The sequence below is a fragment of the Streptomyces sp. NPDC111802 genome (assembly GCF_055634335.1).
Window position 1 is genome coordinate 239,015 of the sequence record NZ_JBVKCZ010000007.1, and the last position, 26,084, is coordinate 265,098.

20 protein-coding genes and 3 pseudogenes are annotated in these 26,084 nt (G+C 72.7%); 10 read left to right on the plus strand and 13 right to left on the minus strand.

Annotation, left to right across the window (positions count from 1 at the left end):
* Positions 1–19: 19 nt before the first annotated feature.
* From ACZ7NC_RS10270 to yczE, 3 genes are read right to left on the minus strand one after another with little or no spacing between them, the layout of a single operon-like run.
* The gene (locus ACZ7NC_RS10270; protein WP_471486641.1) at positions 20–1,378 is read right to left on the minus strand and encodes an MFS transporter; all 1,359 of its coding nucleotides are present in this window, start codon (positions 1,376–1,378) and stop codon (positions 20–22) included.
* A 56-nt stretch (positions 1,379–1,434) separates the two neighbouring features.
* A complete protein-coding gene (locus ACZ7NC_RS10275; RefSeq protein ID WP_471486643.1) occupies positions 1,435–2,205 on the minus strand; it encodes a glycerophosphodiester phosphodiesterase in 771 nt (256 codons plus the stop codon).
* The gene (gene yczE / locus ACZ7NC_RS10280) at positions 2,202–2,855 is read right to left on the minus strand and encodes a membrane protein YczE (RefSeq protein ID WP_471486644.1); all 654 of its coding nucleotides are present in this window, start codon (positions 2,853–2,855) and stop codon (positions 2,202–2,204) included. Before yczE ends, ACZ7NC_RS10275 begins: the two co-directional genes overlap by 4 nt.
* Positions 2,856–2,953: 98 nt before the next feature.
* Between yczE and ACZ7NC_RS10285 the strand changes: the two genes are divergently transcribed.
* On the plus strand, positions 2,954–4,453 hold the full coding sequence (locus ACZ7NC_RS10285) for an SCO1417 family PLP biosynthesis transcription factor (RefSeq protein WP_471486646.1): 1,500 nt from the start codon (positions 2,954–2,956) through the stop codon (positions 4,451–4,453).
* Positions 4,454–4,479: 26 nt separating this feature from the next.
* Here ACZ7NC_RS10285 and ACZ7NC_RS10290 read toward each other — a convergent pair whose 3' ends face one another.
* Both ACZ7NC_RS10290 and ACZ7NC_RS10295 read right to left on the minus strand, forming a co-directional pair.
* The gene (locus ACZ7NC_RS10290) at positions 4,480–6,120 is read right to left on the minus strand and encodes an ATP-binding protein (protein ID WP_471486648.1); all 1,641 of its coding nucleotides are present in this window, start codon (positions 6,118–6,120) and stop codon (positions 4,480–4,482) included.
* A 40-nt stretch (positions 6,121–6,160) separates the two neighbouring features.
* Positions 6,161–6,355: a hypothetical protein gene (locus ACZ7NC_RS10295; protein WP_004002760.1), complete on the minus strand. Its 195-nt coding sequence runs from the start codon at positions 6,353–6,355 to the stop codon at positions 6,161–6,163.
* Between the two features lie 326 nt (positions 6,356–6,681).
* Between ACZ7NC_RS10295 and ACZ7NC_RS10300 the strand changes: the two genes are divergently transcribed.
* The 5 genes and pseudogenes from ACZ7NC_RS10300 to ACZ7NC_RS10320 form a co-directional block, all read left to right on the plus strand.
* Positions 6,682–7,074, plus strand: coding sequence for an ankyrin repeat domain-containing protein (locus ACZ7NC_RS10300; protein WP_471486650.1), 393 nt, complete (start codon positions 6,682–6,684; stop codon positions 7,072–7,074).
* 301 nt (positions 7,075–7,375) lie between these two features.
* On the plus strand, positions 7,376–8,794 hold the full coding sequence (locus ACZ7NC_RS10305) for a HEAT repeat domain-containing protein (protein ID WP_471486652.1): 1,419 nt from the start codon (positions 7,376–7,378) through the stop codon (positions 8,792–8,794).
* Positions 8,795–8,992: 198 nt separating this feature from the next.
* Positions 8,993–10,123 carry a glycosyltransferase family 4 protein gene (locus ACZ7NC_RS10310; protein WP_471486654.1) on the plus strand — a complete coding sequence of 377 codons (1,131 nt, stop codon included), beginning with the start codon at positions 8,993–8,995 and terminating at the stop codon, positions 10,121–10,123.
* A complete protein-coding gene (locus tag ACZ7NC_RS10315) occupies positions 10,120–11,280 on the plus strand; it encodes a glycosyltransferase (protein WP_471486656.1) in 1,161 nt (386 codons plus the stop codon). The genes ACZ7NC_RS10310 and ACZ7NC_RS10315 overlap by 4 nt, the downstream gene beginning before the upstream one ends.
* A pseudogene (locus ACZ7NC_RS10320) lies at positions 11,277–12,116 on the plus strand (SGNH/GDSL hydrolase family protein); the annotation flags it as partial. The gene ACZ7NC_RS10315 and the pseudogene ACZ7NC_RS10320, both read left to right, overlap by 4 nt.
* A 250-nt stretch (positions 12,117–12,366) precedes the next feature.
* On the opposite strand, the gene ACZ7NC_RS10325 reads toward ACZ7NC_RS10320, so the two are convergent.
* The 5 genes from ACZ7NC_RS10325 to ACZ7NC_RS10345 all read right to left on the minus strand — a co-directional run bounded on the left by ACZ7NC_RS10325 (position 12,367) and on the right by ACZ7NC_RS10345 (position 16,856).
* Positions 12,367–13,236, minus strand: a complete 870-nt coding sequence (locus ACZ7NC_RS10325) for a 5-oxoprolinase subunit C family protein (RefSeq protein ID WP_471486657.1) — start codon at positions 13,234–13,236, stop codon at positions 12,367–12,369.
* A complete protein-coding gene (locus ACZ7NC_RS10330) occupies positions 13,233–13,850 on the minus strand; it encodes a 5-oxoprolinase subunit B family protein (RefSeq protein ID WP_471486659.1) in 618 nt (205 codons plus the stop codon). The genes ACZ7NC_RS10325 and ACZ7NC_RS10330 overlap by 4 nt, the downstream gene beginning before the upstream one ends.
* Complete coding sequence (locus tag ACZ7NC_RS10335) at positions 13,847–14,605, minus strand: LamB/YcsF family protein (RefSeq protein ID WP_471486661.1); 759 nt, start codon at positions 14,603–14,605, stop codon at positions 13,847–13,849. Before ACZ7NC_RS10335 ends, ACZ7NC_RS10330 begins: the two co-directional genes overlap by 4 nt.
* An 83-nt stretch (positions 14,606–14,688) precedes the next feature.
* Positions 14,689–15,510 (minus strand): putative hydro-lyase, encoded by an 822-nt coding sequence (locus ACZ7NC_RS10340; RefSeq protein WP_471486727.1) that lies wholly within the window; start codon positions 15,508–15,510, stop codon positions 14,689–14,691.
* A gap of 53 nt (positions 15,511–15,563) precedes the next feature.
* Complete coding sequence (locus tag ACZ7NC_RS10345) at positions 15,564–16,856, minus strand: MFS transporter (RefSeq protein WP_471486663.1); 1,293 nt, start codon at positions 16,854–16,856, stop codon at positions 15,564–15,566.
* 179 nt (positions 16,857–17,035) lie between these two features.
* On the opposite strand from ACZ7NC_RS10345, the gene ACZ7NC_RS10350 reads away from it, so the two are divergent.
* From ACZ7NC_RS10350 to ACZ7NC_RS10365, 4 genes are all read left to right on the plus strand, one after another.
* Positions 17,036–17,740, plus strand: coding sequence for a GntR family transcriptional regulator (locus ACZ7NC_RS10350; protein ID WP_471486665.1), 705 nt, complete (start codon positions 17,036–17,038; stop codon positions 17,738–17,740).
* A gap of 197 nt (positions 17,741–17,937) precedes the next feature.
* Entirely contained in the window at positions 17,938–19,464 is a 1,527-nt protein-coding gene (locus ACZ7NC_RS10355) for a hypothetical protein (RefSeq protein ID WP_471486667.1), read from the plus strand.
* A 67-nt stretch (positions 19,465–19,531) separates the two neighbouring features.
* Positions 19,532–20,413, plus strand: a complete 882-nt coding sequence (locus ACZ7NC_RS10360) for a hypothetical protein (protein WP_471486669.1) — start codon at positions 19,532–19,534, stop codon at positions 20,411–20,413.
* A gap of 56 nt (positions 20,414–20,469) precedes the next feature.
* Positions 20,470–25,125, plus strand: coding sequence for a hypothetical protein (locus ACZ7NC_RS10365; RefSeq protein WP_471486671.1), 4,656 nt, complete (start codon positions 20,470–20,472; stop codon positions 25,123–25,125).
* A 182-nt stretch (positions 25,126–25,307) separates the two neighbouring features.
* On the opposite strand, the pseudogene ACZ7NC_RS10370 reads toward ACZ7NC_RS10365, so the two are convergent.
* From ACZ7NC_RS10370 to ACZ7NC_RS10380, 3 genes and pseudogenes are all read right to left on the minus strand, one after another.
* Positions 25,308–25,646: pseudogene (locus ACZ7NC_RS10370) on the minus strand (amino acid permease); the annotation flags it as partial.
* Positions 25,647–25,755: 109 nt separating this feature from the next.
* Positions 25,756–25,899: a hypothetical protein gene (locus ACZ7NC_RS10375; RefSeq protein ID WP_471486673.1), complete on the minus strand. Its 144-nt coding sequence runs from the start codon at positions 25,897–25,899 to the stop codon at positions 25,756–25,758.
* Positions 25,873–25,995 (minus strand): annotated as a pseudogene (locus tag ACZ7NC_RS10380) (N-methyl-L-tryptophan oxidase); the annotation flags it as partial. The gene ACZ7NC_RS10375 and the pseudogene ACZ7NC_RS10380, both read right to left, overlap by 27 nt.
* Positions 25,996–26,084: the final 89 nt, after the last annotated feature.

Here is a 26,084-nt window from a genome sequence, read left to right on the forward strand (position 1 = left end):
CGCCCTTTCACTCGGAACGCTAAATCGTCGTCGGCACCGGATTGCCCGCGTCGCTGATCGCCCGGCGCACCGGAACCCTCGCGAGCAGGGCGAACCCGATGACGAAGAAGGCCACGAGCGAGATGATCGCGTCCCGGTAACTTCCGGTCAGCTGGTAGGTGAGCCCGAACAGCAGCGGGCCGAGCCAGCTCATACCGCGGTCGCTCATCTCGTACGCGGAGAAGTACTCGGCCTCCTTCCCCGGCGGCACGAGATGGGAGAACAGGGAACGGGACAGGGCCTGGCTGCCGCCCAGGACCAGCCCGATGCCGGCCGCAAGCGCGAAGAACCACACCGGCGCCCCGGCCGGCAGGAAGTACCCGGCCGCCAGCGTCACCGTCCATGCGATGAGCGAGCCGAGAATCGTCCGCTTCGCGCCGTAGATCCGGGCCAGTCGGCCCATCGCCAGCGCCCCCGCCACCGCGAGGACCTGGACCAGCAGCACGGCGCCGATGAGCGTGGACTGTCCGAGCCCCAGTTCCTCGGAGCCGTAGATCGACGCCTGGGAGATCACGGTCTGGATGCCGTCGTTGTAGATCAGGTAGGCGAGGAGGAAGGCGAGCGTCAGCGGGTGGCGGCGCATGTCGCGGACCGTCGCCGCGAGCTGCCGGAAGCCCATCGCGCCCGTTGCCTTCTCCGTTCTCCCGCTCGTGGCGGGGCGGTCGCGCAGTCGTCGTAGCGGGATGAGGGCGAACGCGCCCCACCACAGACCGGCCGAGGCGAGACAGATACGGACGGCGGTGCTCTCGGAGACGCCGAAGGAGTCGTGCGCCAGGTACAGGACCAGGTTCACGATCAGCATCAGCGAGCCGGAGGCATAGCCGAAGGCCCAGCCCCGGGAGGAGACCGCGTCGCGTTCCTCGGGCGGGGCGATCTGCGGGAGGTAGGAGTTGTAGAGCATCATCGCGACCGACTGCGCCGCGTTCGCGACGATCAGCAGGAGGCCGCCGAGCAGATAGCGGTCGCCGTCCAGGAAGAACATGGCGGTGGTCGCGGTCGCTCCCGCGTAGGCGGCGACCGCGAGCAGCGGCTTCTTGCGGCCCGTACGGTCGGCTGCCGCGCCCACCAGGGGCATCACCAGGACGGCCACGATCACCGACAGGGACACCGAGTACGCGAAGAACGAGCCCGCGCGCACCGGGATGCCCAAGGGGTGGACGAACCCGTCCGCGTCCGCCGCCCCCTTGGCGACCGACGTCAGATAGGGGCCGAGGAACACGGTGAGCACGCTCGTCGAGTAGACGGAGCACGCCCAGTCGTAGAAGTACCAGCCGCGTTGCTCGCGGCGGCGACCGGCGGCCTCGTCGGCCGTATCCGTACGCACGGTATCGGTGCCCACCCCGCGCCCTCGCTTCCCCGTGGTGATCCCGCGCGAGGGCGGAGCCGGGAACGGGGTCAGGCCCAGACGTCCCGGTCCTCCAGGACCTTGCGCAATGTGTCGATGTGATCGGTCATGATGCCATCGACCCCCAGGTCCAGGAGCCGGTGCATCGCATCGGGATCATTGATGGTCCACACATGAACCTGGAGCCCGCGCGCGTGGGCGGCCTGTACGAAGCGGTGGTCGACCACCTGGATGCCGGACTGCGCCTCGGGCACCTGGGCGGCGACCGCCGAACGGCGCAACGCGGCCGGCACGCCCCAGGAGCGCAGCCGCAGATTCAGCACGCCCCGGGTGCCGTACGACGTCGCCAGGCGCGGGCCGGCCAGCCGCTGCGCGCGGATGACACGCGCCTCGGAGAAGGAGCCGACGCAGATGCGGTCCCAGGCGCCTGTGCGCTCGATCAGTTCCAGGAAGGGGTGGAGCGCCGGCTCCGCCTTGAGGTCGACGTTCCAGCGCACGTCGGGGAAGGTCTCCAGGAGCTCTTCGAACAGCGGCACCGGCTCCTGTCCCGCCACGCGCGCCTGCCGTACGTCGTCCCAGGGCAGGTCCGCGATCCGGCCCGCCCCGTCGGTCACCCGGTCCAGGGTCGCGTCGTGGAACGCGACGAGCTTGCCGTCGCGCGTGGTGTGGACGTCGGTCTCGATGTACCGGTAGCCCATGTCGACCGCGCGCCGGAACTGCAGCGTGGTGTTCTCCAGGCCGTCCGCCGCCCCGCCCCGGTGGGCGAACGGGATCGGGCCGGGGTGGTCGAGGTAGGGGTGCCGTATCCGCGTGGTGCTCACGGACGAAGTATCGCGCGCCGGGGTTGCCCGGTGGCAACGACCGTGCTGCCGTCGGATGCCCGCGGGACGGCGAACACGCGCAGGAAGAGCTGGGCGAGCGGGCCGATCGACACCGCGTAGAGGACGGTGCCGACGCCGACGGTGCCGCCGAGCGCGAAGCCGGTCACGACGACCGCGATCTCGACGGCCGTACGCATCAGGCGGATCGAGCGGCCGGTGCGCCGGTGCAGGCCGGTCATCAGGCCGTCCCTGGGCCCCGGCCCGAAGCGGGCGGCGATGTAGAGGCCGGTGGCCACGCCGTTGAGCAGGATGCCGGTCAGCAGAAGGGGGATCCGTACGGCCAGGGAGTGCGCCTCGGGGAGCAGGGCGAGGGTGCCGTCCATGGCGATGCCGACCACGAAGACGTTGGAGACGGTGCCGAGGCCGGGGCGCTGGCGCAGCGGGATCCACAGGAGCAGCACCGACGCGCCGACGATGATCGAGACGACGCCGATGGTCAGCCCGGTGCGTTCGGCGAGGCCCTGGTGCAGCACGTTCCAGGGCTCCAGGCCCAGGCCCGCCTCGACGAGAAGCGCCGAGCTCGCGCCGTAGAGCGCGAGCCCGACGTACAGCTGTGAAAGCCGCCGTATGAGATGCCCCTGCGTGGCCAAGTCGTGCCCCCTGTGGTCGTGGTGGACTGATGCATGACACCCTGTGGCTTGGGAAGCGGCCCCCTCCATGGCCAATTCGGAGAAGGTGGACTGAAATCATGGCGCAGTGGACTTCGGCGGTGGGTGCCGCGCAGCTCGCCCGGCTCCTCACCTCCCAGCAGGATCGCCCGGCCGGGCCCGGCAGCAAGCGCCCGCCCGCCTATCGGGCGCTCGCCGACGGTATCCGGCTGCTGGTACTGGAGGGCCGCGTCCCGGTCGCCGCACGGCTGCCCGCCGAGCGTGAGCTGGCCCTCGCGCTGTCGGTGAGTCGTACGACGGTGGCGGCGGCGTATGAGGCGCTGCGCACCGAGGGGTTCCTGGAGTCGCGGCGCGGCGCCGGGAGCTGGACGGCCGTACCGGCCGGGAACCCGCTGCCCGCGCGCGGGCTGGAGCCCCTGCCGCCGGAGGCGCTCGGCTCCATGATCGACCTGGGCTGCGCGGCGCTGCCCGCGCCCGAGCCGTGGCTGACCCGTGCCGTCCAGGGCGCCCTGGAGGAACTGCCGCCGTACGCCCACACCCATGGCGACTATCCGGCCGGGCTGCCCGCGCTGCGGTCGATGATCGCCGACCGGTACACGGCACGCGGTATTCCGACCATGCCCGAGCAGATCATGGTGACGACCGGCGCGATGGGTGCCATCGACGCGATCTGTCATCTCTTCGCCGGGCGCGGTGAGCGGATCGCGGTCGAGTCGCCGTCGTACGCCAACATCCTTCAGCTGATGCGGGAGGCGGGGGCCCGGCTCGTGCCGGTCGCGATGGCCGCGGGGCTGGCCGGCTGGGACATGGACCGGTGGCGGCAGGTGCTGCGGGACGCGGCACCGCGGCTCGCGTACGTCGTCGCCGACTTCCACAATCCGACCGGCGCGCTGGCCGACGACGACCAGCGGCGGCGGCTGGTGGACACGGCCCGCTCGGCGGGGACCGTGCTCGTCGCCGACGAGACCATGAGCGAGCTGTGGTTCGATCCCGATCTCGACATGCCGCGACCGGTGTGCGCCTTCGACCCCGCCGGGTCGACCGTCATCACCGTCGGGTCGGCCAGCAAGGCCTTCTGGGCGGGGATGCGGATCGGGTGGGTGCGGGCGGCTCCGGACGTCATCCGCAGCCTCGTGGCCGCGCGCGCGTACGCCGATCTGGGCACGCCCGTGCTGGAGCAGCTGGCCGTGAACTGGCTGTTCGGCACGGGAGGCTGGGAGCAGGCCGTGGAGGTGCGGCGCGGACAGGCCCGGGAGAACCGGGACGCGCTGGTCGCGGCGGTGCGGCGGGAGCTGCCCGGGTGGGAGTTCGAGGTGCCGCGCGGCGGGCTCACCTTGTGGGTGCGGACGGGGGGCCTGTCGGGGTCGAGGCTCGCGGAGGCGGGCGAGCGGGTCGGGGTCCGGGTGCCGTCCGGGCCTCGGTTCGGGGTGGACGGGGCGTTCGAGGGGTATGTGCGCCTGCCGTTCACCGTGGGGGGCGCGGTGGCTGAGGAGGCCGCGGTGCGGTTGGCTGCGGCCGCTCGGTTGGTGGAGCGCGGGGTTACCGGGGGGAGCGACGCGGCCCGGCCGTTCGTGGCGTGAGGGGGAGGCGGGCCACGCCGAGGCTCCTACGAGGTCTCGGCGACCACGGCCTCCGCCGGTACCGGCTCAGGCTCCGGCTCGTGCTGCGTCTTCTCCAGCCTGTCCAGCGACTCCGCCTCCACCGGCGTCGTCCGCTCCGGCAGCAGGTCCAGTACCGCCTGCCGGTGCGCGTCGCTCGTCGCGTCGTCGTACGGGTCCGGGGTCGCCGGGACCTGGAGGCGGTGGACCGGGCCGGTGCCGAGGCGGGCGTAGCCGCGGCCGGGCGGGATGTCGGCGACCGGCGTGGTGTGCGGGGGAGCGCCGAGGACCGTCTCCAGTTGCCGGGCCGTCGCCGGGCCGAGCACGACACGCGCGCGTGTGTGCTGTCGTACGGCATCGGACAGGGCGTCCATGGCGTCCCACTGCTCGGCCACGACCACGGTGACGTTCGCCGCGCGTCCGTGCCGGAGGGGAATCTGGAGCAGGGACTGCGGGTCCTTGCGGTCGTCCGCGGCGGCGAGGTGGGTGAACGCGGTCGGGCGGTCCAGCAGCAACCACAGGGGGCGCTTGGTGTCGTCAGGCGGCGGGTTGCCCGCCTGGCGGGCGCGGTTCACGGCGATCAGGCGCCGCTCCGTCTCCGTCGCCGCCCACTCCATGCTGGCCAGCGTCCCGGCCAGCCCGCACTCGACGGCCAGCACGCCGTCGCGGCCGGTCAGACAGGCGTACTCGCCGGTGCTGCCACCCTCGACGATGACGACGTCGCCGTACTGCAGGGCCTGCAGCGCGATGGAACGCAGCAGGGTCGAGGTGCCGCTGCCGGGCTGGCCCATGACCAGCAGGTGCGGCTCGGTGGAGCGGATGCCGGTGCGCCAGACGACGGGGGGTACGTCGCGCTGCTCCTCGCCGTGGGTGAGGGGGAGCCTGCGCTGCACGTGGCTGGGGTCGGTGAAGCCGAGGACCGTCTCGCCGGGGGCCGTGACGAAGCGCTGGGCGGCGATGTCGGTGGGCAGCGGGGCGAGGACGGTGACCGTGAGCTCGTTGCCCTCCTCGTCCCAGTCGAAGTGGTACTCCCGGCCGCGGCCGGACTTCGTGGTCAGCAGGTGCTCGATCCGCGCGCGGGCCTGCGCCTCCCCGTCGGTGAAGTAGGCCGGGTAGCGGACGAGGAGGCCGCTGACGCGTCCCGTGCCGTCGAACTCGAACTCCGGGAACGCCTTCTCCCACTCGCCGCCGTGGGTGTACAGCGGTTCCGGGTCGTCGGCGGTGGAGAAGTACGGGACCAGCGCCTCGTACAGCGACCGCAGCCGCTCCTGCTGGGACTCGTCGGGTCCCTCGGGCGTGGCCGGTTTGCGGTCCCGGCCCTGCCAGGCTGCCGCCGCCATCAGGGTGATGACGGCGAGCAGCGGCCCGTACGGTACGAGCGCCACGACCAGGATCACCGAGGCCACCAGGAACAGCAGCGGTCCGCGCTTGTCCTTGGGGGTCTCGGCCCATCTGCGCCGCCCGGCCGAGGCCAGCCGGCGCAGACCACGGGTGATCGTGATCAGTGGATGGAGGACGTCAGAGGCGCTGTCGCCGGCCGTCCGGGCCAGCTCCCGGCTTCTGGCGATCTGCGCCCGGGCCAGCTCCCGGCTCCGGGCGATCTGCGCGCTGCCTGTGCTCAGGATGCGGGGGAGGGGGCGGCGGGCCACTGCTGTCTCCTACAGGTGCGTACGGGCGGGTGGGACGGCGTCAGAACTGGATGCCGCCCAGGAGGCTCGCGAGACTCTCGCCGCCGGCCTTGATACTCGGGGCGATGGCCGTGCTCGCCAGGTAGAAGCCGAACAGAGCCGAGATCAGGGCGTGCGACGCCTTCAGTCCGTCCTTGCGGAAGAAGATGAAGACGACGATGCCGAGAAGAACGACGCCGGAGATGGAGAGGATCATCTGAGTGCTCCTGGTTTGGGGGGACAGTCACCATGAGTACTTCCAGGCTCACAGGATGTATCCATACGATAAAAGGTGCAACTGGGTGAAATGCGGCGAATTTCCCCCGGTCGGCGGAGTGTCCTTGACGGGATGGGCTTGGGTGTCGGGTTCGGCCGTGTCTGCGATGATCTTTGCCGTGGACGCATCGGGTCATGTGCCGCGCGAGCCAGTACTCTGGCGAATCACTCGTACGGCCGAGCACCGCTCGTCGGCCGTACCCGTGCTCCGCGCAGTTCCCGCAGTTCCCGCAGTCCCCGTGTTCGTAGTGAGAGGCGGTCCGGCCGATGACCGAAGCCCCCGACCCCGAGGTCGTGGAGTTGGCGACCAAGATCTTCGATCTGGCCCGGCAGGGTCAGACCGAGGCGCTCGTGGCGTACGTCGACGCGGGCGTTCCGGCCAACCTCACCAACGATCGCGGCGACTCCCTGGTGATGCTCGCCGCCTATCACGGCCATTCCGACGCGGTGCGTGCCCTGCTCGCCCGGGGCGCTGAGGGCGACCGTGTCAACGACCGAGGCCAGACACCACTCGCCGGTGCCGTCTTCAAGGGAGAGACGGAAGTGATCAAGGCCCTTCTGGAGGGCGGCGCCGATCCGGCCGCCGGCACCCCGTCGGCCGTCGACACCGCCCGCATGTTCGGCAAGATCGAACTGCTCGAGCTGTTCGGCGCACACTGATCCGAATGTTCTGACCAGCTGAAACGCAGAAAACGGGGGAGGCGGTACAGGGCCGCCGAAATTTCGGTCGCGGCAGATGGAAGTGCCGAGTCATCATGACGTCGTGATTCACGGACGCGATGGCTGGGCAGGTGATGCCGCACCGCGCGGGCCGTGATGCGGTCCGCATGGGCCACCGACGAGAGGCAGAGGAAGATGGTCTACAGCAAGCAGGAAACGGCGGGCGCCCCGACGTGTTGTCACGCGGCCAGGTGAAGCAAGAACCCCGGTTGCGTCGACGCTTGATGTGAGGCTGTTTCCCATGTTCGAACCGGTCATAGCGCCCAGCGGTACGCTGCTCGGCCTCCTCCAGCGGGGCCGCGGCGACGGAACACTGCACGCGCTCACCGCCCCGCGCGCCGAGGCGCTCGCGGCTCTGAACCACTGTGTGCTGCGCGATCCCCGCCACGACTGGCAGGTGGAGAACCGCTCCCTGTACTACGCCCGTCTCTACCTCGATCTGAACGGCGAGCTGGACGAGATCGAGGCCCACCTCTTCGACGTCGAGGACGCCTTCGACACCGAGGAGTCACGCACCGGGCTCACCCTGGCCGTCCTCGGCCATCTCGCCTCCTACGGCAGGCGGGACGCGCTCCACCTGCTGCGCAGGTACGCCGCCACGGGCTCCAACTGGGCCTGGGCCCTGGACGAGCTGGCGCTCAGGGACGACGACGCGGGGCTGTGCGCCCTTGCCGCGCCCGTCCTGGCGCGTTTCCCGGCCGATGCCGAGGGCGAGGCCGAACTGGCCACCGTCGTACGCGATGCTTTTGAGCCACGGCCGTGGCGGCTGTGGGCCGACGATCCGCGCGAATCGATCGCCACGCGTGTGCGTGCCGCTCACGAGGCCGGCTGCTTCGACCGCTGGCAGCGGCAGATGCGACCTACCGGGCCCCGTCCGGGGTGGAGCGTGCAGGCGGTCTTCGAGTGGGCCCAGCAGGGCATCGAGCGCGGTGCCGCGCTCCATGTGCCCGCCGCACGGTGTCTCATGGCCGTCGCCGGCCCGGAGGACCGGCCCGAGATCATCGCCGCCGCCAAGGACGGCACCGACGGAGCCCGCTGTACGGCCCTGCGCTACCTCGCCGACAGCAACGACCCGGAAGCCCTCGACCTGATCGAGGCCGCCGTGGTCACCGGCTCACCGGCGGTCGTGGAGGCCGCTACCGACGCATTCGAACGTATGCGCAGTATCGCCGCCGTCGACCGCGCGCGTGGCTGGGCCCGACGGCCCGATCCACTGGGCGCCGCCGCCGGACGCATGCTCGCCTGCCGGGGCGGAGCCGAGGACAAGGACCTCGTCCTGGCCGCGCTACGGGAGGCCGTACGCGGCGAAGGCCCCGACGCGCCGACCCTGTGGACCCTCGTCGACGGCACCGGACGGCTCGGCATCGCCTGCGCCGCCCCCGTGCTGCGCCATGTCTACCGCGAGACCGCCTCCTCCCATCTGCGCGGCCGCACCGCCCGCGCCCTCGCCGCCACCGACCCCTCCTTCGCCTCCGGATTCGCCGTCGAGTGCCTCTGGGACTGCGAGGAGACCACCCGCGAGATCGCCGCCCGGCACGCCGAGACCGGTGACACGCGCGTCGTCGAGCGACTGCGCCGGCTCGCCGCCGACCCGGCCGAGGAGGCCGAGGTCCAGACCGCCGTACGCAGCCGGATCGGACCGGACCCGACCGCCGGCTGATCATCGAACGGTATTTGTGTCCGCCCTGTGAACTTCGGGGAGATCCGCCCGCAGGGTGAACACCAGGTGACCGGCGGGTCAGGCGCGCATGGACGCGGCCTGACCCGCTCGGGTGCGCAGCGGAACGCTCATGGGACGTTTGTCGTTCGGAAAGATCCACTTTGACGCGGCCACGTCCAGCACGGCGACAACACGGGTATGCGTGTCGTCATCGTGACCGAATCCTTTCCCCCCGATGTGAACGGCGTGGCCCACTGCGCGCTCCAGACCGCCCGACACCTCGTCGATCGCGGTCACGCTCCCCTCGTCGTCGCACCCGCTCCGGCGCCCGGAAACAAGCTCGCCGCCCTGGCCGCGCCGTGCCCGGTCGTCCATGTCCCCTCCCTTCCGCTCCCCGGCTACCCCCAGGTCCGCGTCGCCCTCCCCAGCCGGCGCCTCGCCGCGGCGATGGTCCAGCACCGCCCGGACGTCGTGCACCTGGCCAGCCCCTTCGTCCTCGGTGTGCGCGGCATGGCCGCCGCCGCCAAGTTCGGCATCCCCGCCGTGGCCGTCTACCAGACCGACCTGGCCGGATACGCCCGCACCTACATGGGCGCCGGCGAGGCGGCGGCCTGGCGGCGCATACGGTCCGTCCACTCCGCCGCCGACCTCACCCTCGTCCCGTCCAGCGCGTCCATGCGCGACCTGGAGGCCCACGCGGTGCCCCGGCTCAAGCTGTGGGCACGCGGCGTGGACACCGCCCGCTTCCGCCCCGAACTCCGGGACGAGGCGCTGCGCCGCGAAGTCGCCCCGAACGGCGAGGTGATCGTCGGCTACGTCGGGCGGCTCGCCCCGGAGAAGCACATCGAGCTGCTCTCCGGCGTGTGCCGTATGGAGGGCGTGAAGGTCGTGATCGTCGGCGACGGGCCGAGCCAGCCCGCCCTCGCCGAGGCGCTGCCCGGCGCGGTCTTCCTCGGCCGGCGCGGCGGGGACGACCTCGCCCGGATCTTCGCCTCGTTCGACATCTTCGCCCACACCGGCCCGTTCGAGACCTTCTGCCAGACCGTGCAGGAGGCCATGGCCAGCGGAGTGCCCGTCGTCGCGCCCGCCGCAGGCGGTCCGCTCGACCTGGTCGACCACGGACGCACCGGCCTGCTGGTGCCGCCGCGCGACGCCGACGCCGTACGGGACGCGGTGCGGTCCCTGGTCGCCGACCCGGCGCTGCGTGCCGCGTACGGCGCCGCCGGACTCGCCACGGTCGAGGGCCGCACCTGGGCGGCCATCGGCGACCAGCTGATCGGCCACTACGCGGACGTGGTCGCCGCGCGCCGGACGGCGGTGGCGGCATGACCGGCCTGCGCATCGTCCGGCTCGCCAACTTCGTCGCGCCCGCTTCCGGCGGGCTGCGCACCGCGCTGCGCGAGCTGGGCAAGGGCTTCAAGCTGGCGGGCCACGATCCCGTCCTCATCGTGCCCGGTGAGAAGTACAGCGACTGCGAGACCGAGCAGGGCCGGGTGATCACCCTGCCGGGCCCCATGCTGCCCGGCACCGGCGGCTACCGCGTGCTCATCGACAAGCGGCGGGTCGCGGCCCTCCTGGAGGAGCTCGCCCCCGACCGCCTGGAGGTCTCCGACCGTACGACGCTGCGGTGGACCGGCAAGTGGGCCCGCCGCGCCCGCGTCCCCGCCGTGATGGTCTCGCACGAGACCGCCGACGGCGTGCTGCGCACCTGGGGCCTGTCGGAGAACCTGTCCCGGCGGGCCGCCGACGCCCTCAACCTCCGTACGGCCCACACGTACTCCAGGGTCGTGTGCACCACCGAGTTCGCCGAGCGCGAGTTCGTGCGGATCGGCGCCCGCAACGTCGTACGCGCCCCGCTGGGCGTCGACCTGATGAACCGGCGTCCCACCCTGCGCGACGCCGCACTGCGCGCCACGCACGCGCGTGCGGACGAGACGCTGCTGGTGATGTGCTCCCGCCTCTCGGTGGAGAAGCGGCCCGGCACCGCGCTGGACGCCCTGGAGTCGCTGCGCCGGCGCGGAGTGCGCGCCGTGCTCGTCGTCGCCGGGAACGGGCCGCTGCGCGCGGGGCTCGAGAAGCGGGCGCAGGAGCGGGACCTGCCGGTGACCTTCCTCGGGCACGTCGCCGACCGCAGCCTGCTCGGCGCGCTCCAGGCCTCCGCCGACGTGTGCCTGGCCCCCGGGCCCGCGGAGACCTTCGGGCTCGCCGCGCTGGAGGCCATGGCCTGCGGGACGCCCGTGGTGGCGAGCGCGTCCTCCGCGCTGCCGGAGGTGATCGGATCCGCCGGGGCCACCGCGGCGGACAACGGGGACGCCTTCGCGGACGCCGTGGAGATGATCCTCGACCGTCCTGAGCGCGAGCGCCGGGAGACCGCACGCGCGCGTGCGGAGTGCTTCGGCTGGGGCACGGCGGTGGACGCCTTCCTCACCGCGCACGACGCGGCGCTGCCGGCACGTCCCTTCATGCGTGCGGAGGGCGCGGCATGAGACCGCTCCGTTTCGTCGCCCTCGGGGACTCGCTGTCCGAGGGCGTGGGCGATCGCGTGGGGAACGGGTGGCGTGGCTGGGCCGCGCTGCTCGCCGGCGGGCTGGCCGAACCGGCCGCCGAGTTCACCAACCTCGCGGTCAGCGGGGCACAGACGCGGGACGTGCTGGAGAGCCAGCTGCCCGCGGCTCTGTCCCTGCGGCCGCACGTCGCGTCCGTCGTCGTGGGCGTCAACGACACACTGCGGAGCACCTACGACATCGAGAGGATCGCCGAACGCCTCGACAGGGTCTACGCGTCCTTCACCCGTCAGGGCACCGCCGTGCTCACGGCCTGTCTGCCCGACCCGGGCACGATGCTGGGGCTGCCGGCGGTGCTCGGCAACCCGCTGGCCCGGCGGCAGCGGGCGGTCAACACGGTGGTCCACACGCTGTCCGAGCGGTACGGGGCCGTGCATCTGCACGCGGTCGACGACGACTGGATCAGCGACCGCGCGATGTGGAGTGCGGACCGGCTGCATCCCGGGGAGCGCGGTCACCGGCAGATCGCGCTGCGCTTCCACGCGATGCTCCGGCAGAAGGGCATCGCGACCGGCACCGAGCCCTCGCCCGAGCCGGAGTTCGCGCCGCCCACCAAGTCGGCGAGCCTGCTGTGGCTGGCCACCGCGGGTACCGCCTGGGTGATCCGGCGCTGCAACGACCTGCTGCCTCAGCTGCTGCGCCTCGCGGCCACCGAGATGCGGCACCGCTCGCGGGGCACCAGCGGCCGGCTCGACCTGCGTGCGGCACAGGCGGTGTCCCTGGCGCTGGCCTCGCTGGCGGTGCCGGAGCCGATGCCGTTGCCCGAACACCGGCCGGCGGCCGAGCACAGGTCAGTGCCGGAGCACCGGTCGCTGTCGGCGCAGCTGACCCTGCCGGAGGGGCTGTCGGTGCCCGGTCAGCTGTCCCTGCCGGACGGGTCGGCCCTGTCTGACGGGCTTTCGCTGCCCGGTCAGCGCTCGGCTGCGGAGCACCAGCCCGAAACGGAGGCTGCGTAGCGTATTTGGGGGGTGAGGGGTGGTGGCCGTGGCGTGCGCGGTGTGGCGCGGGTCAGCGGCGGCGTACGGCCACGAAGCGGACCGGGGTGCCCGGTACCGCCTGTGCGGCTGCCGGGAGGTCGGCCGTGCGGAGGACGGCGATCACGGGGTAGCCGCCGGTCGTCGGATGGTCGGCGAGGAACACGACCGGCCGGCCGTCGGGCGGAACCTGGACCGCGCCCAGGACCACGCCCTCGCTGGGGAGTTCGCGAGTGAGTGCCCGTTCCAGGGCGGGGCCCTCGGTGCGCAGCCCGATGCGGTTGCTCGCGGGGGAGACGCGGTACACGCGCGAGGTGAAGGCACGCAGCCCCTCCGGCGTGAACCAGTCGTCGCGCGGGCCTGGCGTCACGCGCAGGACGAGTTCGGTGGGAGGCGCCGGCTGCGGGGCGACGTCCACGCGCGCGTGGAGCCACGTCGGCTGCCCCAGAGGCAGCACAGCGCCGTCCGTGAGGGGTGGTGGGCCGAGTCCGGACAGCAGGTCGGTGGAGCGGCTGCCGAGGACCGGCTCGACAGCGATGCCTCCGGAGACGCCGATATAGCTCCGTACGCCCGAGACGGCCGCGCCCACGTCCAGGAGCGTACCGGCGGGCACGTGCACCGGGGTGCCCCAGGCGACCGGGCGGCCGTCCACCGTGACCCGGCAGGGCGCGCCGCCGACCGCCACGGTGACCGCCGAACGGGGCCGCACCGCGCAGCCGGTCAGCGTGGTCTCCAGTACGGCCGCCTCGGGGGCATTGCCGACCAGCCGGTTGACGAGGGCGGCCGCGGGCCCGTCGAGGGCGCCCGAGCGGGGCACGCCGAGGTGGGCGTGCCCGGGGCGGCCGAGGTCCTGCACGGTGGTCAGTGCCCCCGCGCGGACGACGGAGAGCGCGCGGTCGGTCATGAGCTCCCCACCGGAACGAAGCGCACGCGCGTGCCCGGCGACAACAGCGCGGCCGGCACACGCGTGTGGTCCCACAGCACGGTGTCCGTGGTGCCGATCAGCTGCCAGCCGCCCGGCGACGAGCGCGGGTACACGCCCGTGTAGGGCCCCGCCAGCGCCACCGCGCCCGCGGGGACGGCCGTGCGCGGAGTGGCCCGGCGGGGGACGTCGTAGCGCGGCGGCAGGCCGGTGAGATAGCCGAACCCGGGGGCGAAACCGCAGAAGGCGACGCTGAATTCGGTGCCCGCGTGGATCCGGGTCACCTCCTGCGGGGACACGCCCCAGTGCGCGGCGACGTCGGCCAGGTCCGGGCCGTCGTAGCGCACGGGGAGTTCGACGACGTCACGCGCGCGTGGGGGAGCGGGCGGCACCTCGGATCGGGTCAGCTCGGAGGCGAGGCGGTCCGGGTCGGCGAGGCCGTCGAGCAGGACGGTCCGGGCCGCGGGGACGATCTCCCGTACCGACAGCGAGCCCTCGGCGCGCCGCCGCAGCAGATCCGTGTGCAGCGCCTGGGCCTCCTCGCCCGAGGCCACCTCGACGAGCAGGGCGTCGTCGCCGACGGGCAGCGCCCTCATACGAAGGCCTCCACCCGGACACCCGACTCCTCCAGCCGCGCCCGCACCCGGCGGGCCAGCTCCACGGCGCCGGGTGTGTCCCCGTGCAGGCACAGGGAACGCGCCCGTACCTCGATCCGCGCCCCGGAGTGGGAGGTGACCGCGCCCGACCGGGCCATGCCCACCGAGCGCTCCACGACGGCCTCGGGGTCGGTGACCACGGCGCCGTCGTGGCCGCGCGGCACGAGCGTGCCCCGGTCGGTGTACGCACGGTCCGCGAACGCCTCCGTGACGGCCGGGAGCCCGGCCTTCGCGGCCAGCTCCAGCAGCCGCGAGCCGGGCAGCCCGAGCACGGGCAGCGTGGCGTCCGCCAGGAGCACACCGTCGACGACCGCACCGGCCTGCTCCTCGTCGTGCACGACCCGGTTGTAGAGCGCGCCGTGCGGTTTGACGTACGACACGCGCGTGCCCGCCGCTCGCGCGAAGACCTCCAGGGCGCCGATCTGGTAGGCCACTTCGGCCGTCAGCTCGGCGGGCGGTACGTCCATCGCGCGCCGCCCGAAGCCGGCCAGGTCCCGGTAGGAGACCTGGGCGCCGATCCGTACCTCGCGCTCGGCCGCCAGCTCGCACACCCGCCGCATGGTGGCCGCGTCCCCGGCGTGGAAGCCGCAGGCCACGTTGGCGCTGGTGACGACCGACAGCAGCCGTTCGTCGTCGGTGAGCTGCCAGCGGCCGAAGCCCTCGCCGAGGTCGGCGTTCAGATCGATGGAGGTCATGTGTCCGTCGTTTCCTCGGTCAGGGGTCCGTCGAGTTTCCCCGGTCGGGGGCCCGTCGGGTTTCCTCGGTCGGGCGACCATGGTCAGGCGACGATGCGGTACTGCTCGTCGCGGGCGTCGGTCAGGAACATCTGGCCCGGTGCGTGGGTGATGGCGAACGGCGGGCGCGAGGCCATCACCGCGGCCTGCGGTGTCACTCCGCAGGCCCAGAACAACGGGATGTCGTCCGGCTCGGTGTCCACCGGATCGCCGAAGTCGGGGCGGCCGAGGTCGGCGATCCCGAGCGCCGCGGGATCGCCGCAGTGCACCGGGCCGCCGTGCACCGCCGGGAGCAGACCGGTCTCCCGCAGCGCCGCCGCCAGGTGCTGCGGCGGCACCGGACGCATCGACACCACCATCGGGCCGTGCAGCCGCCCCGCCGAACGGCACTGGCGGCTGGTCACGTACATCGGGACGTTGCGCCCCTGCTCGATGTGCCGGATCGGCACACCCGCCTCGGTCAGCGCCCACTCGAAGGTGAAGCTGCACCCGATCAGGAACGACACCAGATCGCCCCGCCAGTGGGCGCGTACGTCCGTCGGCTCGTCCACCAACTCGCCGTCCCGCCACACCCGGTAGCGCGGCAGATCGGTGCGCAGGTCGGCGCCCTCGGCGAGTGGCGTCGTCGAGGAACCGGCGTCCGTCACGTCCAGGACCGGACAGGGCTTGGGGTTGCGCTGGCAGAACAGCAGCATCTCGTACGCCCAGTCGGCGGGCACCGAGATCAGGTTGGCCTGGGTGTGACCCGCCGAGACCCCGGCCGTGGGGCCGGTGAGGCCGTCACGGAAGCGGGCGCGGGCCGTTTGCGGGCTCCACGCGTGCGCGTGCTCGTCGACGAGGGTGAGGGGGCGGTCCTGCGACGGCAGGGTGACGGGACGGTCTTCCGTCACGAGGGTCAGCGGTCGGTCTCCCGTGCGGTTCACGCCAGTTCCTTCCCGCGCGTCTCCGGCAGTCCGAACAGGGCAAGCGCCGCGATGCCGTAGCCGATCGCGCCGAACACCAGCGCGCCGCCCACGCCCCAGCTGTCCGCCAGGAAGCCGACCGTGGTCGGGAAGACGGCACCCACCGCGCGGCCGGTGTTGTAGGTGAAGCCCTGTCCCGTGCCGCGCACCGCCGTCGGGTACAGCTCGCTCAGGTAGGACCCGAAGCCGCTGAAGATCGCCGACATGCAGAAGCCGAGCGGGAAACCGAGCACCAGCAGCAGGGTGTTGGCGCCGCTCGGGATGTTCGCGTACGCCAGGATGCAGACCGCCGAGAGCAGCGCGAACAGCCAGATGTTGCGCCGCCGGCCCAGCCGGTCGGTGAGGTAACCGCCGGTCAGGTAGCCGATGAAGGCGCCCGAGATCAGGAACGTCAGATAGCCGCCGGTGCCGACGACCGACAGTTCGCGCTCGGTCTTGAGGTAGGTCGGCACCCAGGTGGCGAGGGTGTAGTAGCCGCCTTGGACGCCGGTGGAGAGCAGGCCCGCGAAGATCGTCGTACGCAGCAGGCCGGGCTTGAAGATCGCCGCGAACGAGCCCTTCTCGGTGCTCTTCGCACGCACGGCTACGGCCTCGGGGGCGTCGTGCACCTGACGCCGTATCCAGATGACGAGCAGCGCGGGCAGCGCGCCGGTCCAGAACATCACGCGCCAGGCCAGGTCGTCGTCGGCGAGCGAGAAGACCACCGTGTACATGATCGCGGCCAGGGCCCAGCCGACGGCCCACGAGCTCTGGATCGCGCCGAGCGTGCGGCCGCGGTGCTTTGCGCTGGCGTACTCGGCGACGAGGATCGCGCCGACCGCCCACTCGCCGCCGAAGCCGAGGCCCTGAAGGGCGCGGAAGACCAGCAGTGTCTCGTAGTTGGGTGCGAAGCCGCAGGCGACGGTGAAGACCGCGTAGGTGACCACGGTGATCATCAGCGCCTTGACCCGGCCTATGCGGTCGGCCAGCACTCCGGCGAGGGCACCGCCGATCGCGGAGACGACGAGCGTGACGGTGGTGAAGAGACCGGTCTGGCCGCTGTCGAGGCCGAAGTACGCGGCCAGCGCGACCATGCTCAGTGGCAGGGTGAAGTAGTCGTACGAATCCAGGGCATAGCCGCCGAAAGCGCCCGCGAAGGCACGGCGGCCGCGCGGACCGAGCGCGCGCAGCCAGGCGAACGCGCCGTCGTCGGCGGCGCGTTCGTCAGTGGCGGGGTGGGTCAGGGCCTGTGGCGGAGGGGGTGTGCTCATGGGCACCTCGCAGTGAGGGGACGGAGGGTGCGGAACTGAGCTGAACGGCGAGTTGAACGGTGAGTTGATCGGTGAGCTGAACGAGTGGGCTGAACGGTGAGCAGTAACGTAGAGGATCGTTGAACGATCCTTCAATACCCCTGTTGTTTCGTTCTCGTGTCTGCGGTTGAATTCCGGGCATGGCAGAGCAGCTGGGCGGACTGGCCGACGATCGTGCCCTCCTGGGGCGCACGAGCACGGCGGAGCGGGTCTCGGACATCCTCAGAAGCCGTATCGCCGAGGGCTTCTTCCCGCCCGGCACCCGGCTGTCGGAGGACAGCATCGGAGGGGCGCTCGGTGTGTCCCGCAACACACTTCGCGAAGCGTTCCGGCTGCTCACCCATGAGCGGCTGCTCGTCCACGAGCTGAATCGGGGCGTGTTCGTACGGGTCCTGACGGTGGAGGACGTCGAGGACATCTACCGCACCCGACGGCTCGTCGAGTGCGCGGTCGTACGGGGGCTGGGTGAACCGCCGTACCCCCTGGAGGGGCCCGCCGAAGCCGTCGCCGAAGGACAGCGCGCGGTGCGCGAAGGTGACTGGAAAGGGCTGGGTACCGCCAACATCCACTTCCACCGGGAGCTGGTGGCGCTCGCGGGCAGCGAACGCACCGACGAACTGATGCGCAGCGTCTTCGCCGAGCTGCGGCTCGCCTTCCACGTCGTCGACGATCCACACCGGTTGCACGAGCCCTACCTCGCCCGTAACCAGCAGATCCTCCGGGCTCTGGAGGCGGGGGACAAGGGCGGGGCCGAGAAGCTGCTCGCGGTCTATCTCGACGATTCGCTGGAGCGGGTGGTCGAGGTGTACCGGCGGCGGGTGGGGGAGGGCGAAGCTCTCCTGTAGGGGCTCGGGGCTCGGGGCACGGGGCACGGGCTCGGGCACGGAAGTCGGTCAACCGTCGCGGGGGTCGTCGACGACGTGGAAGGCGGGCCACAGCAGGGCGGGGGCCACAGCACGGCGCGGGCCGCAGCACGGCGCACCGCCCGAGGCGATCCGCGTCGTTTGGATCGTTGTCAGACCCAGGACCTAGTCTGTGCACCGTGACTTCGCCTGCATCGACGGACCGTGTTCCGCCCCAGCTCAGCGCGGGGCCGCGCCCAGCTCCGGGCCCGGCCGCCGACGAGGGCCTGGCGCGGCGGCTGCGCGCGCTCGCCTGCACCGCGCCGCTGCACGACCTCGACACACGCAAGGCCAACCTCGCGGGTGAGTACTCGGTGTACGGCATGGCGGAGGTGGCGCTCGCCGCCATCGACCTGGTCACACTGAACATGGACTTCGACACGGGCGCCGACCACGACCAGATAGTCGCCCGTCTCATCCCGCGCATCGCCGCCCAGGCCCCGCGGCGTCCGGTGGCCGAGCACGAGCGGGTGGCCCGCTGGGTCCTGGAGAACCTGATCAATGTCGGCAGCGTGGACCGCGGCTTCCGTGCCGTGTACGGCACCTTCGCGCCGGACGGCAGTTATGTCCGCCGGGACTACGACTTCAAGCTCATCGAGGAGGTCCCCGGGCCGGGCGGCACGGTGTACCTGCGTACGACCGACGAGGCGGTCAACGTCCTCGTCGGCGCCCTCGACACCGATGTGACCAGCGCCCAGATCGCCGCCGAGGTCAAGCTGGAGGTGCTGATCAACCGAGGCCGGCTGGCCGACGCCCAGCTTGCCGCCGAGCAGGCCCGGTACCGCACCGTGCAGTACTCCGAGACGCTCCGCCGGGCCCTCGACGCGACCCGGCGCAATGTCCGGGCGGTCGACTGGCTGAGCGCCGTACCGGACATGATCGCCGAGGCGCTCGACCACGTCGCCGACCGGTACCGGCATGAGAACGCGATCCTCACCAACATCCGCAAGGCGCGCGACGAGACCGAGGACGCGGAGCACAAGCGCCGCGCGGCCGAGCTGGTCGACATCGTGAAGGACTGCATCCGACGGCACACGCAGTTGCAGTCGCGGTTGCTGGAGGCCGGACCGCTGTTCCGTGCCGAGCAGGACCGCCAGGCCTTCGCCACGCCGATGACGACATCGGGGATCGACCTGTACGGCCATCTCGTCGCCCCCGTCCTGCCGTTGCCCCTGGAGCAGGCGGTCCGGGTCACGGACGCCTTCTTCGCGCGCGGCACGGGACTGCGTACGCCGGTGTCGGTCCGGGTGGGCGATCTCGTCGACATACTGCTGACGCCGCCCGTGGAGCGTGAGCACCTGGGCGCCGAGATGCCCGAGCCCGACCTCATCGCGACACCGGACGACAGCCGGTTCAGCGAGGAGCAGTTGGCCGCGGCGATGGTCCTGCTCGATCTGCCGGCCGACGCGCCGCGCCGGCTGTCGGGCCTGCTGGCCGAGGCACGGCGGCGGGATCCCGAGCTGCCCTATCTGGTCGCGCTGTTGGCCGTTCACGCGGCCAGTCCGCCGGTGGGCACGGCCTATCGGCAGGGCGAGGGCAAGCTGCTGTTCGCCGTGGACGACGGGACCGAGCTGGATGATCCCGAGTTCGGCGGTGCCGACCTCATCGTCGGCACGGCCCTGCTGGACGCCGCGGGGATGGCGGCCGACCGAACGGAAGCCGCATGAGCCGCGCCGAGCACCGTATGGCAGAGCACCGTATGAACGAGCAACACCGCACCAAGGAGCCGAAACCGTGACCGAGCACGTCGATCGGAGCGACCCGGAGGCCCCCGCCCCGTCGGCGACCGCCGCCGTCACTCCCGCCGACGCCGCCGACGCGGCGCGGCTCGTCGCCTTCGGGCTGCAGCCGAAGCTGCAGCCCGCGCGCGACCAGGAGTACACCGATCTGCTGCGCCGCTACCGCGAGGACCCGCCCTTCGCGCGACTCGCGGACGCCGTGGCCGCCGGGCTCGGACTGATCGTGCTGGAGGTATCCCCGCGCGCGGGGATGGCGGTGACGGCCGCCGAGGACTCGGTGTTCGCGGTGCGCATGGGCGACTACGCCCGCCGGACGTCGGCCGACGGCAGCGACCGGTTCCTGCACGGGCTGGCCCATCTCGCCGTCGCCGCCATGGCGTTCCCGCGGCCCGAGGACCTCGCCGACGACGGCTACATCGGCCGGGTCACCGTCAATGGCGTCGACGCCTTCGTCCGACAGGCCTGCCGTCGGCTGGAGGAGCGCGCGGAGGCGCAGGGGGAGAACACCGACCCCGCGACGGATGCGCCCGGCCTGGAGGCCGCCTGGCGGATCTGGGTGAGACGCAGCGCGACCGGCGCCACCAAGGACGCGCGTCGGCTCGCCGGCTCCACCACCGGCATCGTCGCCAAGGCCGTGGCCTTCCTGACCGACTCCGGATTCCTCCAGCGGACGAGCGACGACAACGGCGGCACATATCGGACGACCTCCCGCTACCAGCTCCAGGTGCGTGACATGGCCGGCAGCGCCGCCATGGCCGAGCTGCTGGAGCTGGGCGTGGTCCCGGTCACCGACGGCTCGCCCACCTTGCTGCCCGCCGAGGAGACGGACGACCTGGAGCTGGTGGCCGACGCCGGGCTGCCGTTCCACTCCGGCTGAAGCCCACTGGCTTCCCCGAACTTCCCCGATCTGCCGAAGACTTACGAGAGTCCGCCATGTACGAGCTGTCCCGGGTCCGCCTCTACTCCATCGGACCCGCCGGTGCGCGCTACGCCGACACCGTGCTTGATCTGCGCGGTGTGGGCGAGCCCGTGCCCGACCCCGCGCCCACGCAGGCGGAGTTCTTCGAGGAGGAGCCCGTCGGGCCGCCCCGCCGGCCCGCGCCCGCCGGGGTGCTCTTCCTGGAGAACGGCGGCGGCAAGTCCGTCCTGCTCAAGCTGATCTTCTCCGTGATGCTGCCGGGTCACCGCAACACCCTCGGCGGCGCCAGCTCCGGCGTACTGCGGAAGTTCCTGCTCGCCGACGACTGCGGGCATGTCGCCCTGGAGTGGCAGCACACGCTCACCGGCGAGTGTGTCGTGGTCGGCAAGGTGAGCGAGTGGCGCGGGCGCCAGGTCTCCAACGACCCGCGCAAGTTCGCCGAGGCCTGGTACTCCTTCCGCCCGGGGCCCGGGCTGAGCCTGGACAACCTGCCGGTCGCCGAGTCCACCGCCGTGCGGCCGTCCGTCGAGGGCCAGTCGGGCGCACAGGGCCGCCGGCGCACCATGAAGGGCTTCCGGGACGCCATCACGGAGGCGGGCAAGGCGTATCCGCATCTGGAGGTCCACTGGGAGGAGATCCACGACCGCTGGATCGAGCACCTCGGTGACCTCGGCCTCGACCCCGAACTCTTCCGCTACCAGCGGGAGATGAACGCCGACGAGGGCGAGGCGGCCGGCCTCTTCGCGGTCAAGAAGGACGCCGACTTCACCGACCTGCTGCTGCGGGCCGTGACCGACACGCGCGACACCGACGGCCTCGCCGACCTGGTCAGCGGCTTCGGCAACAAGCTGGGCCGGCGTGCCGAGCTGATCGCCGAGCGGGACTTCACCGCCGGCTCCGTCGACCTGCTGGGGCGGATCGTCGAGGCCGCCGAAGCCCGCTCACGCGCGCGTGACATCCACACCGGCGCCGAGCGGCGGACCCGGACCCTGGCCCGGCGGCTGTCCGCGCGAGGCGTCCAGGAGCGGGTGCGGGCCGCCGACCTCGCCCAGCGGGTCACCGCCGCCGCGTACGCCGTCACCCATGCCGAGGCGGCGCGTGAGCGCAGCTCGCTGATCGCCGCCGAACTGGCCTTCCGGCACGCCTCGTTGGCACTGGCGGCGGCCGAGAAGTCCGCGGCCGCGCAGAAGCGTGAGCTTGCCGACGCGCGCACCCTGCACTCCGCCTGGCAGGCCGCGGAGGCGGTTCTGCGGCACCGCGCCGCCTCCGACCGCGTCGCGCGCGTGGCCGTCGCCATCCAGGAGGCCGAGCGGGACGCGGCCCCCGCGCTGGCCGCCCGAGCCAAGGCCGCCGTCGATCTCGTACGGGCCCTGCACGGGGCCGCCGAGAGCGCCGAGACCCTCGCCAACGAGGGGGAGGAGCGCTCCGCCGCGCTACAGGAGGTCAGCGAGTCCGCGTACCGGGACTCCACCGCCGCCGCCACCGACGCGCAGCGGGCGCGCAGCGAGGCCGGGCATCTGCGGCAGCGGTTGACGGAGGTCGAGCAGGAGACCGCCGAGGCCGTTCGCGCGGGCTGGCTCGACGACAGCGCGCCCGACGCCGACCCGGCCCGCGCGGCCCTGGCCGCGAGCGACGCCGAGAAGACGGCGGTCGCCGCCTGGGACACCGCCCGCGAAGCGTCCCGACGCGCCTCGGAGCGCGCGCGCGAGGCGGCGTCGGCCGAGTCCCGCGCGGAGCTGACCGCGGCCCGCGCGGCAGACGCGGCGACCGGCGCGGAGCGGGCCTACGACGCCGAGCGCCGGCTCGCGGAGGGGCTGGCGGTGGAGGAGCGGCTCGCGGAACTGCTCAGCCTGACCGGCGGGTCCGTCGTGAAGCGCGGCTCCGTGCCCGCTCCGCGAGCGGGCGGCGACGGCAAGGCGAGCGCGCCCGCGCCCGACACCGGCCTCGCCGAGGGCGCTCTCACCCCGGAGGAGCTGGACCGGTTCGCCGACGAGCTGCGTGAGCTGCTCGACGACGCCGTCTCCGCCGCCGAGCGCCAGCTCTTCGAACTGCGTACGGCAGCCGCGGACGACGCCCGGATCCTGGGCGCGCTCGGCGACGGCGGGCTGCTGCCGCCCGGTCCGGACGTGCTGGCCACCGTGGAGTTCCTCGGCGAACAGGGCATTCCCGCGCTGCCGGGCTGGCGCTACCTCGCGCAGGCCGTCGACCCCGTCGACCATGCGCGCGTGCTGGCCGCCCGGCCCGAACTGGTCGACGGTGTGATCATCACCGACCCCGACACACACGCGCGTGCCCGCGACGTCCTGGGCGACGCGGCCCTGCTGCCCCGCTCGGCCGTCGCGGTGGGCACGGCGGCGGCCCTGCTCGCCCCGACCCCGACCGCCGACGAGCCGAGCGGTGACGTCTTCCTGGTCCCGCCGAACCCCGCCATGCACGACGAGCACGCCGCCGACGAGGAGCGGCAGGCGCTGCGCGCGCGGGCGACCGAGCGGGACGAGGAGATCCGCACCCTCGCCGCGCGGCTCGGCAAGGACCGGGAGCTGGCGGCGCGGCTCGCCTCGTGGCGGACCGGCTGCCCGGCCGGACACCTGGTCGAGCTGGCGCAGGCGGCCAGGGATACGCGCGCCTTCGCCGAGGAGGCCGAGGCCGAGCTCGCCGAGGCGCGGACCGCGCGGGCCGAGGCCGACGAAGCCGCCGCCGAGGCCGCCCAGGTCCGCGACGAGCGGCAGGAGGCGGCGCAGAGGGCACGGCGCTCCGCCGACGCCCTGGCCGGGCTGGCCTTCCGACTGCGTGAACGGGCCGGCTGGCAGGTCAAGCTGCGCGAACTCGCCGACGAGGCCACCGAGTCCGAGGCCCGCGCCCAGACCTGCCTGGAGCGTGCCCGAGCCGCCGACGAGGACCGCCGCGCCGCCCAGCGTGCCGCCGACGACGCGCGCCGCACCGCCCGCGCCCTGCGCGCCGAGCGCTCGGAGATCGCGGGCGCCCCCGACGACGTACCGGACACGGACGCGGATGCCCCGAAGGCGTCCCTGCCCGCGCTGCGCGAGGCGTACCGGGCCGCCTCCCAGGTGTACGAGAAGGTCGGCGTCGGGGCCGACCTGCGCGCCGAGCAGGCCCGCGCGGAGAGCGACGAGAGCGCGGCGCGCGCGGAGCTGGACCGGCTCAGCAACAAGGTCCGCACCCGGGCCGAACAGCTCCTTCAATCGCCCGACGGCTCCGACGGGCCGTCCCGGCAGGCGGCCGCCGCGCGGGCGGAGGAACTGGTCCAGCTCCTGGAGACGCGGATGTCCAGCGCGAGCGAGCAGCTCGGGCGCCTACGGGGAGAGGCCGAGCGGCATGCCCCCGAGGACGGCGAGACGCACACCGAGCTGTCCGAGGAACTCCAGCCGCGCGACGCCGACCACGCGCAGGCCCTGCTGCGCACCGCGACCGCCGAACTCGCCTCCCGCACCGAGGCGTTGACCCAGGCCCGCGAGGCGCACGCGGAGCTCCTCGAATCCCACCGCGCCGCCGAGGACGCGGCCGGCGGCTTCGACGAGATCGCCGCGATGCTGCGTGACCTGCTACGGGAGCACACCGCGGACGAGGAGCAGGAGGCGCCCGAACCGTACCCCGGCAGCCCGGAGGAGGCCCGGCAGTCCGCCGCCGAGGCCCGCCGGTCGCTGCGCGGCTGCGCCGCCGACCTCTCCGCCGCCGAGGCCGCCGTACGAGAGGCGAGCGATGTGCTCGTACGGCACGCCAACTCCACGCGCTATGAGCAGGTCCGCACGCCCGCCCGCCAGCAGATCCGTGAGCTGCCCGCCTCCGCGCTGCCCGAGCACGCGCAGAAGTGGGCCGACGCCTTCGCGCCCCGACTGCGCGTCCTCACCGACGAGTTGGCTCAGCTGGAGCGCAACCGCGACTCGATCGTGGACCGGCTCCGGGGCCTGGTCGAGTCGGCGCTGGCGACCCTGCGGTCCGCCCAGCGACTGTCCCGGCTGCCCGAGGGGCTGGGGGAGTGGTCCGGGCAGGAGTTCCTGCGCATCCGCTTCGAGGAGCCCGACCAGGCGACCTTGACCGAGCGTCTCGGCGAGGTCATCGACGAGGCGACCCGGGCGGCCGTGAAGAAGAACTCCGATCTGCGGCGCGACGGGATGTCGTTGCTGCTGCGGGGAGTCGCGGCCGCCCTTCAGCCCAAGGGCGTCGCCGTCGAGATCCTCAAGCCGGATGCGGTCCTGCGCGCCGAGCGGGTGCCCGTCGGGCAGATGGGCGACGTCTTCTCCGGCGGGCAGCTGCTGACCGCGGCCATCGCGCTGTACTGCACGATGGCGGCGCTCAGGTCGAACGACCGGGGCCGCGACAAGCACCGGCACGCGGGCACACTGTTCCTCGACAACCCCATCGGCCGCGCCAACGCGACCTATCTGCTGGAGCTCCAGCGCGCGGTGTCCGACGCGCTCGGAGTCCAACTCCTCTACACCACCGGCCTGTTCGACACGACGGCGTTGGCAGAGTTCCCGCTGGTCATCCGCCTGCGCAACGACGCCGACCTCAGGGCCGGACTGAAGTACATCCGCGTGGAGGAACACCTCCGCCCGGGGCTGCCGCAACAGCCCCAGGCGGGGGAAGCGGTGCACAGCGAGATCACAGCCACCCGGATGTTCAAACGCCCGGCGCCCGCAGCGCCGTAGGGGCGCGGGGAACGATGTGATCAGCCACGGTGCCGGCCTGCCTCAGTCGGCCGCCGGCTTTGTGAGGGGCGAGGTACCGGAGGTGGCCGAGGCGTCCAAGCTGTGCTCGGCGAGGACGCCCGTCCGGTGCCGCTGGACGAACCAGTAGTAGGCAAAGCCGCCGCCCGCGATGACGGCGACGAGCCGGCGAGCCAGCCCAGATGCGGATTGCCTATCTTCTTCGACCAGTTGTATACCGAGCCCGCCACGGGATACCGGGCGGCGAGCTCCGCGAAGCAGAGGGCGACCATGAACTGGCCGACGAAGACCATCGGCCATGACCACCAGTAGGCGGGGCCGCCGCTGCCGTAGCCGAAGTAGAACAGCTGGAACGTGCCGGTCAGGATCGAGATGTAACTGATCCCCGCGGCGAAGGTGTGGAAATTGCCCAGGGTGCGCTTGAGCTCGGGTTTGTAGCCGAACTCTGCGAGTTCGGCGTCGTCATGACTGGGTGGGCTTGCTGATTGCTCCGTGGTCGGCATGAGCGGACTCCTCGTGGGCCGGCGGAGGGGAGGGAGTGGCTCGGGCGGATGTGTAGATCAATGAGGCGGGACGGTGTCAGTGCGGCGGGACACCTGTCAATGAGGCGCATCAGTGCCGGTGGAGCGAGTGGGGTCGAACTGGCCGATGGGGGTGCTCGGTGCCGCCGGTCAGCGCGAGATCGGCGAGGATCTCGCCGACGACGGGCGACGACGAGGTGCTCATCGGGACCTGGCGTTCAATGGTGAACGGCACTCCGAGATGGGTCAGCGGCCGCGGCGCCCAGGCACCCGGGCAGATCACCAACTGGCCGGCGGCCCAGGTGTTCTCGGCCGGGTGGACGCGTACGCCGCCCCCGGTACGGCTCCTAGCGCGTCATTGCTCGTCGCGCAGCAGCAGGACGTACGCCGGATCCTCGAAGTACGACGGCCGGGTGATCC

Coding starts and splice junctions, on each gene's coding strand:
- ACZ7NC_RS10350 (WP_471486665.1), top strand. CDS start 17,036: ATGGCAGAGCAGCTGGGCGGACTGGCCGACGATCGTGCCCTCCTGGGG.
- ACZ7NC_RS10325 (WP_471486657.1), bottom strand. CDS start 13,236: ATGACCGACCGCGCGCTCTCCGTCGTCCGCGCGGGGGCACTGACCACC.
- ACZ7NC_RS10345 (WP_471486663.1), bottom strand. CDS start 16,856: ATGAGCACACCCCCTCCGCCACAGGCCCTGACCCACCCCGCCACTGAC.
- ACZ7NC_RS10300 (WP_471486650.1), top strand. CDS start 6,682: ATGACCGAAGCCCCCGACCCCGAGGTCGTGGAGTTGGCGACCAAGATC.
- ACZ7NC_RS10335 (WP_471486661.1), bottom strand. CDS start 14,605: ATGACCTCCATCGATCTGAACGCCGACCTCGGCGAGGGCTTCGGCCGC.
- ACZ7NC_RS10305 (WP_471486652.1), top strand. CDS start 7,376: ATGTTCGAACCGGTCATAGCGCCCAGCGGTACGCTGCTCGGCCTCCTC.
- ACZ7NC_RS10315 (WP_471486656.1), top strand. CDS start 10,120: ATGACCGGCCTGCGCATCGTCCGGCTCGCCAACTTCGTCGCGCCCGCT.
- ACZ7NC_RS10295 (WP_004002760.1), bottom strand. CDS start 6,355: ATGATCCTCTCCATCTCCGGCGTCGTTCTTCTCGGCATCGTCGTCTTC.
- ACZ7NC_RS10330 (WP_471486659.1), bottom strand. CDS start 13,850: ATGAGGGCGCTGCCCGTCGGCGACGACGCCCTGCTCGTCGAGGTGGCC.
- ACZ7NC_RS10310 (WP_471486654.1), top strand. CDS start 8,993: ATGCGTGTCGTCATCGTGACCGAATCCTTTCCCCCCGATGTGAACGGC.
- ACZ7NC_RS10285 (WP_471486646.1), top strand. CDS start 2,954: ATGGCGCAGTGGACTTCGGCGGTGGGTGCCGCGCAGCTCGCCCGGCTC.
- ACZ7NC_RS10365 (WP_471486671.1), top strand. CDS start 20,470: ATGTACGAGCTGTCCCGGGTCCGCCTCTACTCCATCGGACCCGCCGGT.